The following is a 13,360-nucleotide window of genomic DNA, read 5'->3' as shown; positions in this document are numbered from 1 at the left end:
CCTCGCCTAAAGGGTGGGCTCATGCCCGACATCACCGTTTCCTCCGCCCCGCCCGACCTGACCGGCCGGGCGTTGTTTCCGCATCGGCACCTGCTGTCCATCGCCGACCTCAAGCCCTGGGAAATCCGTTTCCTGCTAGACGAGGCGGAACATTGGGCAAGGAGCAACCGGGGCGGCGCGCGCAAGCATGACGACCGGCTGGCGGGCATGACCCAGATCAACGCCTTTTTCGAAAACAGCACGCGCACCCTGCTGTCCTTCGAAATCGCGGGCAAGCGGCTGGGCGCGGACGTCGTCAACATGCACGCCGGCCAGTCCAGCGTGAAGAAGGGCGAAACGCTGATCGACACCGCCATGACGCTCAACGCCATGGCCGCCGACGTGATCGTCATCCGCCACGCCAGTTCGGGCGCGGTCGCGCTGATCGCGGACAAGGTCGACTGCCCGGTGCTGAACGCAGGCGACGGCTGGCACCAGCACCCGACCCAGGCGCTGCTCGACGCCCTCACCATCCGGCGGCGCAAGGGCGGGTTCGAGGGGCTGGTCGTCGCGATTTGCGGCGATGTCCTGCACAGCCGGGTGGCGCGCTCGAACATGCTCTGCCTCGCCGCGCTCGGCGCGCAGGTCCGCGCCGTCGCCCCGCCGACGCTGATGCCGCCAGAGGTCGAGATGCTGGGCGCCACGCCCTGCCATCGCATGGACGAAGGGCTGGACGGCGCGGACGTCGTCATGATGCTGCGGCTCCAGAATGAGCGGATGGACGGCACCTTCATTCCCTCCGCCCGCGAATATCACATGCTCTACGGGCTGACGCCGGAACGGCTGGCGATCGCCCGGCCCGACGCGCTGGTCATGCATCCCGGCCCGATGAACCGGGGTGTGGAGATCGCCAGCGTCGTCGCCGACCACCCGGAACGCTCCGCGATCACGGAGCAGGTGGAGATGGGCGTCGCCATCCGCATGGCCTGCCTGGACGTGCTGACCCGTGGCGCGCGCGGCGTGGAGGGCTGGGCATGAAAACCCCTGTCCCGCCATTGGCGCCGACCCTGTCGAAGCCCGGCATTCCCCTTCAGGAACAGCCCCTCGGAAAGCCAAGGGGATGGAGCGCAGCCCGATGACCAGAATCGCCATCATCAACGGCAAGCTGGCAGACCCTGCCGCCACGGAGCTCTCCCCCGGCATCATCCTGATCGAGGATGACCGCATCGCGGCGGCGGGCGATGTCGCCGTCCCGGCCGATGCGGAAACCATCGATGCGGCCGGCCTCGTCGTCGCGCCCGGACTGATCGACCTCGGCGTCTTCGCCACCGACAAGCCCGCCTTCCACTTCGGCGGCATCACCCGCGCAGCGCTGATGCCGGATCAATCCTCGCCCCTGGACGATGCCGGCCTCATCCGCCAGGCGACGCGCGCGGGCAAGCCCGACTTCTGGGTCCACCCCATCGCGGCGGCAACGCGCGGCCTCAAGGGCGCCGAACTGGCCGAGATCGGCATGATGCAGGCGGCAGGGGCAAGGGCGGTCGGCACCGGACGCCAGTGGATCGCCGATTCAGGCGTGATGATGCGCGTGCTCTCCTATGCCTCGGGCCTTGGCCTCACCGTCATCACCCATGCGGAGGACAGCGGCCTGACGGGCAAGGCGGTGGCGACCAGCGGCGAGACGGCGACGCGGCTCGGCCTGCCCCACGCGCCCGCCTGCGCAGAGGCGATGGCCATAGCCCGCGACATCATGCTGGCGCGGGCCACGGGCGGCGCGATCCATTTCCGGCTGGTGACGACCGGCGCCGGTTTCGACCTGATCCGCGCGGCCAAGGCAGAGGGCCTCAAGGTCACCTGCGGCATCAGCCCGGCCTATCTCTTCCTCTCCGACAATGCCGTGACGGACTTCCGCACCTTCGCCCGGCTCTCTCCGCCGCTGCGGTCGGAGGATGACCGAAGGGCCACCATCGCCGCGGTCGCCGACGGCACCGTCGACGTCATCACGTCCAGCCACGACCCCCGCGGGCCGGAGGACAAGCGCCTCCCCTTCGCCGACGCCGCCCCCGGCATGGCGGGGGCGGAAACGCTGCTCGCCCTCTCGCTCAACCTGGTGCGGGACGGGCATGTGACGCTCAACCGGCTGATGATGCTGCTCAGCGCCAATCCGGCGCGGATATTGGGCGTCAATGGCGGCAGCTTCGCGGCGGGCAGCGCAGCGGACCTGATCTTCGTCGATCCGGACGCGCCCTGGATCGTGGATTCGGGGAAGATGGCTGCGCAGGCCGGGAACACGCCGTTCGACCGCATGCCCGTGCAGGGACGCGTGCGGCGCATCATGAAGGGCGGCAATTTCCTCTAGGGCGATTTCCAGGCGATCGGAACATGCGCTCAGTTTCCCGCTTGCTCTCCCCGGCAGGCCACGCTAAAGCGCCCTCCTTCGCTGGCCCCGGCCAGTGCAGGAGTGTAGCTCAGTTGGTAGAGCGTCGGTCTCCAAAACCGAATGCCGGGGGTTCGAGTCCCTCCACTCCTGCCAGGCGAACTGGCCGCGACCCCTTGAAATATCGGGGTTTCGCGGCTAGCTGCGCTTGACGAAGCATGGGTCGCGAAGCGCGGCCGCACCCCCGGACGCCAAACAGGGCGGGATCGGGAGGGCGGACTGTTGCTTCGCGCTTTGGTGTTTGTTCGAAGGGTTTTGAGGCAGGCGATGGCGAAGGTTTCTCCGGGCGAATTCGTCAATCAGGTGAAGACCGAAGCGTCGAAGATCGTGTGGCCCACCGGCCGCGAAACGATCATGACCGGCGTGATGGTGGTCATCATGACCTCGCTGCTGGGCCTGTTCTTCTTCGGCATCGACACCTTCTTCGGCGCGGTCGTCCAGTGGCTGCTGGCGTTCGCCGCCGGCCAGGCATAACGGCCTAAACGGGAGTTTGAGACGGTAACATGGCGCGCTGGTACATCATCCACGCCTATTCGGGCTTCGAGAACAAGGTCAAGGAATCGATCCTGTCCGAAGCCGAGCGCATGGGCCTCTCCCAGCTGGTCGAGCAGGTGGAAGTCCCCACCGAGACCGTGACAGAGGTAAAGCGCGGCAAGAAGGTGCAGGTCGAGCGCAAGTTCATGCCCGGCTATGTCCTCGCCAAGCTGGCGATGAACGACGACATCTATCACCTCGTCAAGAACACGCCGAAGGTGACGGGCTTCCTGGGGTCGAGCGGCAAGCCGCAGGCCATCAGCGAGGCGGACGCCGCCCGCTATTTCGGCGCGCAGAAGGCGGCAGAGGCCGCGCCCAAGCACAAGATCAACGTCGATTACGAGATCGGCGACAGCGTCAAGGTGCTGGACGGCCCCTTCGCCAGCTTCAACGGCACGGTCGAGGAGCTGGATTTCGAAAAGAACCGGGTCAAGGTGTCCGTGTCGATCTTCGGCCGCGCCACCCCGGTCGAACTGGACTTCGAGCAGGTCGAACTGTCCAAATGATTTCACGTCACCCCGGCGCAGGCCGGGGTTTCGTGCCTTCACGCCGTTCCCTTGCGGCCTGAGGTCCCGGCCTTCACCGGGATGATGACAAGGGTAAGTGCGGGAGGCGGATGTTAAGTCCGCTGCTTGACCGCTAAACTTGAACCGGTGGATTTGCTCGCAAGTCCACCAGCAACAGAGTGAGTGAAAATGGCCAAGAAGATTACGGGCTATATCAAGCTCCAGGTGCCCGCTGGAGCCGCCAACCCCTCGCCGCCGATCGGTCCGGCGCTGGGTCAGCGCGGTGTGAACATCATGGAATTCTGCAAGGCGTTCAACGCCTCGACGGAAAAGATGGAAAAGGGCACGCCGCTGCCGACCATCATCACCGTCTATGCGGACCGTTCGTTCAGCTTCGTGACGAAGCAGCCGCCCGCCACCTACCTCATCAAGAAGGCCGTCAATCTGAAGTCCGGCTCCAAGGAACCGGGCAAGGTCGTCGCCGGCAAGATCACCCGCGCCCAGCTCGCCGAAATCGCGCAGGCCAAGATGGTTGACCTGAACGCGAACGATATCGACGCGGCGACGAAGATCATCGAAGGCTCCGCCCGCGCGATGGGCCTCGAAGTGGTGGAGGGCTGAGATCATGGCAAAGCTGACGAAAAAGGCGAAGGTCCTGGCCGCTGCCGTTGACCGCGAAAAGCTGCACGGCGTCGACGAGGCGCTGGGCCTCATCAAGACCCACGCGACCGCCAAGTTCGACGAAAGCGTCGAAATCGCGATCAACCTGGGCGTCGATCCGCGTCACGCCGACCAGATGGTCCGCGGTGTCGTGACCCTGCCCGCCGGCACCGGCAAGGACGTGCGCGTCGCCGTGTTCGCCCGTGGCGACAAGGCTGAAGCCGCGACCGCCGCTGGCGCCGATATCGTGGGTGCAGAAGATCTGCTGGACTCGATCCAGGCCGGCAATATCGACTTCCAGCGCGTGATCGCCACTCCCGACATGATGGGTCTGGTCGGTCGCCTGGGTAAGGTTCTGGGTCCCAAGGGCCTGATGCCGAACCCGAAGCTGGGCACCGTCACCCCGAACGTCGCCGAAGCGGTCAAGGCTGCCAAGGGCGGCCAGATCGAATTCCGCGTCGAAAAGGCCGGCATCATCCACGCCGGCCTCGGCAAGGCCAGCTTCTCGGCCGAGGACCTGCGCAAGAATTTCGACGCCTTCGTCGACGCGATCGTCAAGGCGAAGCCGTCGGGTTCGAAGGGCAAATATGTCCGCAAGATCGCCCTGTCGTCCTCGATGGGCCCGGGCGTGAAGGTCGACGTGGCGGAAGTCGCTTCGGTCTGATCCCTCGCGGATGAGAGAAAAAGGGGCCGCCTTCCCTCTTTGCGGGGGAAGGCGGCCTTCTTATTTGGGCTATTCTCCCCTTGCGGGGAGGGCACCGTGACCTTCGGCGGAATCGCCAAGGGACGGTGTGAACTTCGGGGCGAGTGACCTTCCGCCCCGGCTTCCGCATCGGCTGAAGCGACAAACAGGTCATCATGTATCCGTCGGGAATGGCGGGTCGCTTTACCGATGGAAATAGAAATGTCTTTCGAACACCTCCCTGCCCTCCTGTCCGACGCGCTGACGCGGAAAGGCTATGAAAGCCTGACGCCCGTGCAGGCAGAGGTCACCCAGACCGAAGCCGAAGGCCGCGACCTCATCGTCTCGGCCCAGACCGGATCGGGCAAGACGGTCGCCTTCGGCCTTGCCATGGCAACCGAACTGCTGGGCGACCAGAACCGCCTGCCCGTCGCCGCCCGGCCGCTGGCGCTGGCGATCGCGCCGACCCGCGAACTGGCGCTTCAGGTCGCGCGCGAACTGGAATGGCTCTATGGCGAGGCCCGCGCCCGCATCACCACCTGCGTGGGCGGCATGGACGCCGCCAAGGAACGCCGCGCGCTTTCGCAAGGCGCGCATATCGTCGTCGGCACCCCGGGCCGCCTGCGCGATCATCTGGAACGCGGCGCGCTCGACCTGTCCGCCATCAAGACGGTGGTGCTCGACGAAGCGGACGAAATGCTCGACATGGGCTTCCGCGAGGATCTGGAGGAGATTCTCGACGGCGCGCCCGACAACCGCCGCACGCTCCTTTTCTCCGCCACCATGCCCAAGCCGATCGTGGCGCTGGCCAAGCGCTACCAGAAGGACGCACTGCGCATCTCCACGGTCAGCGATGAACGCGGCCATGGCGACATCAGCTACCAGGCGGTGACGGTCGCGCCCGCCGATATCGAAAATGCGGTGGTCAACCTGCTGCGCTATCATGAGGCGGAAACGGCGATCCTCTTCTGCGCCACCCGCGACAATGTCCGGCACCTGCACGCCAGCCTGACGGAACGCGGCTTCGCGGCGGTGGCGCTGTCGGGCGAGCACAGCCAGAATGAGCGCAACCACGCGCTCCAGGCGCTGCGCGACCGCCGGGCGCGGGTCTGCGTGGCCACCGACGTGGCCGCGCGCGGCATCGACCTCCCCAATCTCAGCCTCGTCGTCCATGTCGAAATCCCGCGCGACGCGGAAACGATGCAGCACCGCTCCGGCCGCACCGGCCGCGCCGGCAAGAAGGGCACGGCCGTGCTGATCGTCCCCTATCCGCGCCGCCGGAGGGTCGAATCCATGCTGCGCGGCGCGAAGATTCCCGTCGAATGGGGCACCCCGCCCGGCAAGGAAGCGATCCAGGAGCAGGACAATGCGCGCCTGCGCGAGAAGCTGATGGAGCGTGCCGAACTCGACGAGCAGGACTGGGCCCTGGGGGCAGAGCTGCTGGCCGAAAAATCGCCCAAGGAAATCGCCGCCATGCTGGTGAGGAGCGCCCGTGCCGCCCTCCCCGCCCCGGAGGAACTGCTGGACGCGAGCGAGGCACCCGCGCGACGCGACGGGCCGCGTCCGGGCTTTGAGGATACGGTCTGGTTCCGCATGGACATCGGCCGCAACCAGAATGCCGATCCGCGCTGGATATTGCCGCTGATCTGCCGCCGCGGCCATGTGTCGCGGCAGGAAATCGGCGCGATCCGCATCGCCGCCAATGAAACGATGTTCGAAATCCCCTCCGCCATCGCGGCGAAGTTCATCGGCGCGGTGAAACGCACCGGGCAGGCAAGCGACGAGGGGGCGGAAGTCGCGATCGAACAGATCGAGGGCAAGCCCCGCGAAATGGCGCGCGAGAACCGGCGCGACGGCGGCCCGCGTGGCAAAGGCCGCCCCAATGAAGGGCGCGGACCTCAGCCCGCTTATGGCGCGCGACCCTTCAAGGGCGGCCCGCGCAAGAGCGGCCCGCGCAAGCCGAGAGGCTGAAGAGATGAAGCTCGTCCGACACCTGCCCCACAGTGTCGACGAGCTTCAGATGCCGGTCCATGGAGCGATTTCCAGGCGATCGGCCTCTGGAGCGTTTCCATCATGAGTGGAAACGCTCTCGTCTTGACCCGCCTCGCTCTAGCCCGCACCGCAGAGCGACAGCATCCGCGCCGCGAGTTCCCTCTCCCCCATCACCACATGGGGTACGCCCAGCCCCTCCAGATGCTTGACCTCCGCATCGGAATGGGCGCGGGCGATGACCTGAAGATCGGGATTGAGATGACGCGCATGTTCGTGGATCGCGCCGCCCTCAAACCCTTCAGGCACGGCGATCAGCAAGCGCCGCGCCTCGATTATGCCCGCCGCCCGCAGGTGCCGGTCCTCCAGCGCGCTGCCGCGCACGACCGTGAGGCCCGCTTCCTCCGCCTCCTCCGCCCGGTCGGCATCTGCCTCGACCACCACGAAATGCGCGCCCTTCTCGGCCAGCCGATCCGCGATCAGCTTCCCCACCCGGCCATAGCCGACCAGGATGACATGGCCGATGCGTGGGCCGATGCTTGCCTTGGCCTTAGCCCTTTCCGCCTGCGCCTCTTCCTCGACCTCCTCCTGCTTGTGCCCGCGCACGATGAGCGAGAAGATCAGCGGATTGAGAAAGATCGACACGATCGCGCCGGCAAGGATCAGGTCGCGCGCCTCGGCCGGCAACACCCCCAGTCCCGTGCCCAATGATGCCAGGATGAAGGAGAATTCCCCGATCTGCGCCAGGCTTGCCGCGATGGTGAGCGCCGTGTCGCCCGGATGACCGAAGGCGCGGACGATAGCGAAGGCGGCGATCGACTTGCCGACGATGATGATCGCCACCGTGACCAACAACGGCAACGGCTGCTCGACCAGCACCGCCGGATTGAAGAGCATGCCGACGGAGACGAAGAAAAGCACGGCAAAGGCATCCCGCAGCGGCAGCGTCTCCTCGGTCGCACGGCGGCTGAGCGGCGTCTCGCCCAGGATCATGCCGGCGAAGAAGGCCCCGAGCGCAAAGGACACGTCGAAGGCGACCGCCGCGCCAAAGGCGACGCCCAGCGCGATCGCCAGGACGGCGAGGCGGAACAGCTCGCGCGATCCGCTATGGACGACCCAGTGCAGCGCCCAGGGAATGACGCGCCGGCCAACCACCAGCATCAGCGCGACGAAGCCCGCGACCTTCAGCAGCGTGCCCAGCAGCGGCGCCAGCAGGGCCGCCGCCCCGCCCGACGCATCGGCATTGTTCATGACGCCGGCAAGCGCAGGGAGCAGCACCAGCGCCAACACCATCACCAGATCCTCGACGATCAGCCATCCCACGGCGATCCGGCCCCTGCGGGTTTCCACCAGGTCCGCCCCCTGCAGGGCGCGCAGCAGGACGACCGTGCTCGCCACCGACAGCGCAAGGCCGAAGACCAGCCCGCCGAGCAGCGGCCAGCCCATGACATGCGCCAGGCCCATGCCCATCAGCGTCGCCACGGCGATCTGGCCAATCGCGCCGGGCACGGCGATGTTCTTCACCGACAGCAGGTCACGCAGGGAGAAATGCAGGCCGACGCCGAACATCAGCAGGATGACGCCGATTTCCGCCAGCTCATTGGCCAGGCTGGCATTGGCGACGAAGCCCGGCGTGAACGGCCCGACGATGATGCCGGCGACCAGATAGCCGACGAGCGGCGACAATTTCAGGCGATGGGCGATGGCGCCCATGACAAAGGCAACGACAAGGCCCGCGACGATCGTTCCGATCAGGGGCGTGTGATGGGGCATGGAGTGTCTTTCCCTGGCCGCCGACGGAGGGGCTTCCTCCATCGGCGGCATATCATATTCATTCAGCGATGGTCAGCATCGCCGCCGACAACAAGGCGCCGGCCGCGCCCAATCCCGCCATGACGGCGGGCATGAACCACCATGGCGGACGGCGGCGGGACGGCCTGGTGCCGCCGCGTCGCGATCTTCTGCGGGTCATGAAGAGGCTCCTTTTTCCTGACGGCGGCCGCAACGGTGGCCTGGAAACGATGCGTCAGGAAAGAACAGGAGGCGCCCGCGCCCGTTGGCGGGACAGCAGGCGCAAGGGCGGGAAGGAGAAGGAGGAACGCGGGAATCGGTTGCCGGCATATGGCAGGACGACAGCCAGCAGCATCGCCACGACCCCCGGCACGCCCACGGCGAACGTCGGCCACGACGCCCTTCCGTCGTCATCCGGCTCCATTGCCTGCATGGCAACGGGACTGGCATGGGCGCGGGCCTTCAACACCACGCTGGTGGTGGCCGGATTGAAGGCGGAGCCGGTGAACCGGCTGGACGGCGGCCCCAGGGGCGCGAGTGCGCTCAACAGGGCGACGCTCAGCGACAGCCACAATGTCAGGATGAACAACAACCGGCCCGCCAAGGCTTCATTCCTGTATGGCGCTGGCGTCATCCGTGATGCTATCCCTTCGCTGGCCGTCCGCTGGCCCTGCGCCGGGCGAAGATAGGGACGGACCAGGCCAAAAACCAGCCCCGAATGCCGCGCTTGCCGGTTGACATGGGCGAGTCATTCCAGTAGCGGGCCACATTCCCGCGCGGGTCCAACAGGGCATAGTCCCTCGACGATCTGCGTAAAGCAGATTTGAACGAGAAGAGAAGAGCCATGTTCGCAGTCGTGCGCACGGGCGGCAAGCAATATCGCGTCGCCGCCGGAGACAAGATCGTCGTCGAGAAGCTGGCCGGTGAGGCTGGCGACAAGGTGACGCTGGATGACGTCCTGTTCGCCGGCGAAGGCAGCGACGTGAAGGACGCAGCCAAGCTGACCGTCGCCGCCGAAATCATCGCGCAGGCGAAGGGCGAGAAGGTCATCGTTTTCAAGAAGCGCCGTCGGCACAACTACCGTCGTCGCAACGGCCATCGCCAGAATCACACGATCCTCAAGATCGTGTCGATCGCCTGAGCCGCAGCAAAGTCACGAGGAGTTTAAGTCATGGCACATAAGAAAGCTGGCGGTTCGTCGCGCAACGGTCGCGATTCGGAATCGAAGCGCCTTGGCGTGAAGAAGTTCGGCGGTCAGGAAGTGATCGGCGGCAACATCATCATTCGCCAGCGCGGCACCCGCGTCTATCCCGGCCGCAATGTCGGCATGGGCAAGGACCACACGCTGTTCGCGCTGGGTGAAGGCCGCGTGGTATTCCACACCGGCAAGCTCGGCCGCAAATATGTGTCGGTCGACGCCATGGCCGAAGCAGCCGAATAACGGACGATCGATGACGGATCGTCCCTCGCAATCGGGGCGATCCTCCTGACGGAACGGCTTTGGCCAGACCGCCAGTGTTCGAGGGAAACAAGGGGCGCCCCTTCCGGGAGCGTCCCTTTTTCGTATCAAAAGCCGTCTCCCCTGTATTTCCCTCAACTCTCTGGAACCGTGGCCTTTCTCGCGCGTCATGCGGGCGGGGCCCAGCCAGAGAAGACAGTCGTCAAGCCGTAACTTTTCACGGTCATTGGCGCGCCGGAGATTAGGAGACTTTCGATGTTCGCCCGTACCCCCCGCCTGTTGCTGCGGCCTGGCTGGATGGAAGATGCCCGCGCCCTTGCCGACGCAATCGGCGACCCGGCCGTCCTGCGCAACCTGGCCCGCGCGCCAGCCGCCTATGGCCTGGCCGATGCGGAGGCATTCCTGGCCCAGCCGCAGGACCTGCGCCTGCCCAGCCTGCTCGCCTTCACCCGTACCAAGGGCGCGCCGCGCCTGGTGGGCGGCTGCGGCCTCCACAGGGCGCAGGATGGCGCGGTCGAACTGGGCTATTGGATCGCCCGCCCCTATTGGGGGCTCGGCTTCGCGACCGAGGCAGCCAGCGCCGTCATGTGCATGGCCCGCGCCTCGGGCGTCCGCGACGCGCGCGCCGCCCATTTCGTGGACAATCCGGCGTCCGGCAACGTCCTGCGCAAGATCGGCTTCCACTACAGGGGAAAGACGGAAAGGCGCTTCAGCCTCGCTCGCGGCGCGGCGGCCGACTGCCTGATCTTCGAGCAGGGCGTCGCTGAGGAAGGGCGCGCAATCCCCATGATGACGGATTCGTCGATGGATCTTTACGGCGATTCGCTGCCCGCTCTGGCGGCCTGACCCCTTGCGGCCGGGAGGGCGGCTTTGCGCCGCCTTCCCCCCAGCCCGACAGTGTTTTGGAAGAAGCGGCCGCTTTTGCCGCGCCCCTGTTTAATTCCGCCGCATAAACCGCTATGGGCGCGCGATGCATTTTCTTGATCAAGCGAAGATTTACATCAAGTCCGGCTGGGGCGGTCCCGGCGCGGTCAGTTTCCGGCGCGAAAAATATGTCGAATATGGCGGTCCCGACGGCGGCAACGGCGGCAAGGGCGGCGACATCATCTTCGAGGCGGTAGCTGGGCTCAACACCCTGATCGACTTCCGGTACACCCAACATTTCAAGGCGCAGCGCGGCATGCCCGGTATGGGCAAGAACCGTTATGGCGCCGGCGGCGACGACCTCGTCATCAAGGTGCCGGTCGGCACGCAGATCCTGTCCGATCCCACGCCCATCGACGGCACCGAGGATGAGGACGGCACGATGGAATATGAGCAGGAACTGCTGGCCGACTTCACCGAAGTCGGCCAGCGCATCGTGCTGCTGCGCGGCGGCGATGGCGGACGCGGCAACCTGTCCTACAAGACCAGCACCAACCGCGCCCCGCGCCAGCATGGCACGGGCTGGCCGGGGCAGGAAATGTGGGTATGGCTGCGACTGAAGCTGCTGGCCGATGTCGGGCTGGTCGGCATGCCCAATGCGGGCAAGTCCACCTTCATCAACCAGGTCACCAACACCAAGGCGAAGGTCGGCGCCTACGCCTTCACCACTACCAAGCCGCAATTGGGCGTGGTGCTGCATCGCGACAGGGAATTCGTCCTGGCCGACATTCCCGGCCTGATCGAAGGCGCGGCCGAGGGGGCCGGCATCGGCGACCGCTTCCTGGGCCATGTCGAGCGTTGCCGGGTGCTGCTGCACCTGATCGACGCGACCGGCGACGACCCCATCGAACAATTCCGCATCGTCCAGGATGAACTCGCGGCCTATGGCGGCGGCCTGGACGAAAAGCCGCAGATCGTGGCGCTCAACAAGGGCGACCTGCTGGGGCCGGACCTGATGGAGGACATTGCCGGCCAGATCCGGGAAGAGGCAGGCGTGGAGGAGCTGTTCATCATCTCCGGCGCGACCGGCGAAGGCGTGCCGGCACTGCTGGACGCGGTATTGCCCTTGCTGGACCACCCCGGCGAAGAGGATGAGGATGAAGATGGGGTGGAAGAAGACGATAAGCCGTGGTCGCCCCTCTGATTCTCCCCTCCCTCAGGCCGATCGTACCGGGCAACGGCGCTGATCACCTCTCCCCGGACCCAAGGCCCGCTTCGCTCGCGTTCACCCCAACCCTTCCCGCCTGCGGGAGGGGAGGAAGACATAGATGACCCCCTCCCTCTCCGGCTTTCCCCCTCCGCAAATCCGTCGCCTCGTCATCAAGATCGGCTCGGCGCTGCTCGTCGATCCCCAGGGGGAAGTGCGCACCGCATGGCTGCGCACGCTGGTAGCCGACATCGCGGCCCGCAAGGCGGCGGGGCAGCAGATCATCATCGTCTCCTCCGGCGCGATCGCGCTTGGCGCGCGACGGCTGAAGCTGCCCAAAGGCGGGCGCGGCTCGCTGGAGGACGCGCAGGCGGCCGCCGCCACTGGCCAGATCGCACTGTCGCAATGCTGGGCCAGCCTGCTCCACGAAAACGGCATCACCGCGGCGCAGATGCTGGTGACGCTGGACGATCTGGAAAACCGCCGCCGCTATCTCAATGCGTCGGCCACGCTGGAACGGCTGATGGCGCTCGACGTCGTACCGGTCGTGAACGAGAATGACAGCGTCGCCACGGCGGAGATCCGCTTTGGCGACAATGACCGGCTGGCGGCGCGCATCGGACAGGCGGCACGGGCTGACGCAGTTGTGCTGCTGTCGGACGTCGACGGGCTTTACACGGCGAACCCGCATGTCGATGCGGACGCCATGCTGATAGAGACAATCGAGCGCATCGATGCGCGCATCGCCGGGATGGCGGACGGCGGTTCGGCGTCCGGAATGGGATCGGGCGGCATGACCTCCAAGATCGAAGCGGCGCGGATAGCGACCGGGGCCGGCGCGCATCTGGCGATCATCTCAGGCAAGGTGGATTCGCCGCTGTCGCACTGGGCGAATGGCGGCAAGGGGTCGATCTTCCTCGCGGCGCAGGCCAGGGGCGCGCGAAAGGGCTGGCTGGCCGGGCGCCTGACGGTGCGCGGGCGGATCGTGGTCGACGCCGGGGCAGAGGCGGCCCTGGGACGCGGCAACAGCCTGCTCCCAGCCGGCGTGACTCGGTGCGAGGGCGTTTTCGCCCGTGGCGACGTGGTCGACATATTGGCGCAGGATGGACGGGTGATCGCTCGCGGCCTCATCGAATATGACAGCGAGGAAGCCTCCCGCATCGCCGGCAAGCGCAGCGAGGATATCGCCGCGCTGCTGGGGCACCTGCCCCGATCCGTGCTGGTCCATCGCGATCATATGGCGATGGTCTGA

14 protein-coding genes and 1 tRNA gene are annotated in these 13,360 nt (G+C 66.4%); 14 read left to right on the top strand and 1 reads right to left on the bottom strand.

Annotated features, from left to right (window positions below; translation table 11 throughout):
- Nucleotides 1–21 precede the first annotated feature (21 nt).
- The 8 genes from MRBLMC3_RS09175 (at nt 22) to MRBLMC3_RS09140 (ending at nt 6,769) form a co-directional block, all read left to right on the top strand.
- Complete coding sequence (locus MRBLMC3_RS09175; RefSeq protein WP_363827803.1) at nt 22–1,017, top strand: aspartate carbamoyltransferase catalytic subunit; 996 nt, start codon at nt 22–24, stop codon at nt 1,015–1,017.
- 97 nt (nt 1,018–1,114) lie between these two features.
- The gene (locus MRBLMC3_RS09170; RefSeq protein WP_363827801.1) at nt 1,115–2,338 is read left to right on the top strand and encodes a dihydroorotase; all 1,224 of its coding nucleotides are present in this window, start codon (nt 1,115–1,117) and stop codon (nt 2,336–2,338) included.
- Nucleotides 2,339–2,436: 98 nt separating this feature from the next.
- Nucleotides 2,437–2,512, top strand: a tRNA-Trp gene (locus MRBLMC3_RS09165).
- A 171-nt stretch (nt 2,513–2,683) separates the two neighbouring features.
- A complete protein-coding gene (gene secE / locus MRBLMC3_RS09160; RefSeq protein ID WP_133654611.1) occupies nt 2,684–2,890 on the top strand; it encodes a preprotein translocase subunit SecE in 207 nt (68 codons plus the stop codon).
- A gap of 29 nt (nt 2,891–2,919) precedes the next feature.
- Nucleotides 2,920–3,456: a transcription termination/antitermination protein NusG gene (gene nusG, locus MRBLMC3_RS09155; protein ID WP_133654610.1), complete on the top strand. Its 537-nt coding sequence runs from the start codon at nt 2,920–2,922 to the stop codon at nt 3,454–3,456.
- A gap of 189 nt (nt 3,457–3,645) precedes the next feature.
- Nucleotides 3,646–4,077, top strand: coding sequence for a 50S ribosomal protein L11 (rplK, locus tag MRBLMC3_RS09150; protein WP_007709087.1), 432 nt, complete (start codon nt 3,646–3,648; stop codon nt 4,075–4,077).
- 4 nt (nt 4,078–4,081) lie between these two features.
- Nucleotides 4,082–4,780 carry a 50S ribosomal protein L1 gene (gene rplA, locus MRBLMC3_RS09145; RefSeq protein ID WP_363735459.1) on the top strand — a complete coding sequence of 233 codons (699 nt, stop codon included), beginning with the start codon at nt 4,082–4,084 and terminating at the stop codon, nt 4,778–4,780.
- Between the two features lie 240 nt (nt 4,781–5,020).
- Entirely contained in the window at nt 5,021–6,769 is a 1,749-nt protein-coding gene (locus MRBLMC3_RS09140; RefSeq protein ID WP_363735461.1) for a DEAD/DEAH box helicase, read from the top strand.
- Between the two features lie 138 nt (nt 6,770–6,907).
- Here the strand turns inward: MRBLMC3_RS09140 and ybaL are convergent, their stop codons facing one another.
- Nucleotides 6,908–8,560: a YbaL family putative K(+) efflux transporter gene (gene ybaL / locus MRBLMC3_RS09135; RefSeq protein WP_363735463.1), complete on the bottom strand. Its 1,653-nt coding sequence runs from the start codon at nt 8,558–8,560 to the stop codon at nt 6,908–6,910.
- 68 nt (nt 8,561–8,628) lie between these two features.
- Between ybaL and MRBLMC3_RS09130 the strand changes: the two genes are divergently transcribed.
- From MRBLMC3_RS09130 to proB, 6 genes are all read left to right on the top strand, one after another.
- Nucleotides 8,629–9,267: a hypothetical protein gene (locus tag MRBLMC3_RS09130; RefSeq protein WP_363753396.1), complete on the top strand. Its 639-nt coding sequence runs from the start codon at nt 8,629–8,631 to the stop codon at nt 9,265–9,267.
- A 155-nt stretch (nt 9,268–9,422) separates the two neighbouring features.
- Nucleotides 9,423–9,719 (top strand): 50S ribosomal protein L21, encoded by a 297-nt coding sequence (gene rplU / locus MRBLMC3_RS09125; protein WP_133654605.1) that lies wholly within the window; start codon nt 9,423–9,425, stop codon nt 9,717–9,719.
- 30 nt (nt 9,720–9,749) lie between these two features.
- Nucleotides 9,750–10,019, top strand: coding sequence for a 50S ribosomal protein L27 (gene rpmA, locus MRBLMC3_RS09120; RefSeq protein ID WP_007683600.1), 270 nt, complete (start codon nt 9,750–9,752; stop codon nt 10,017–10,019).
- A gap of 273 nt (nt 10,020–10,292) precedes the next feature.
- Complete coding sequence (locus MRBLMC3_RS09115; protein ID WP_363827798.1) at nt 10,293–10,883, top strand: GNAT family N-acetyltransferase; 591 nt, start codon at nt 10,293–10,295, stop codon at nt 10,881–10,883.
- 124 nt (nt 10,884–11,007) lie between these two features.
- A complete protein-coding gene (gene obgE / locus MRBLMC3_RS09110; protein ID WP_363827795.1) occupies nt 11,008–12,105 on the top strand; it encodes a GTPase ObgE in 1,098 nt (365 codons plus the stop codon).
- 124 nt (nt 12,106–12,229) lie between these two features.
- A complete protein-coding gene (gene proB, locus MRBLMC3_RS09105; protein ID WP_133654602.1) occupies nt 12,230–13,360 on the top strand; it encodes a glutamate 5-kinase in 1,131 nt (376 codons plus the stop codon).

This window comes from Sphingobium sp. LMC3-1-1.1 (genome assembly GCF_040676285.1).
In the GTDB taxonomy this organism is placed as follows: Bacteria; Pseudomonadota; Alphaproteobacteria; order Sphingomonadales; family Sphingomonadaceae; genus Sphingobium.
This window is presented reverse-complemented; position numbering and strand designations above follow the sequence as displayed.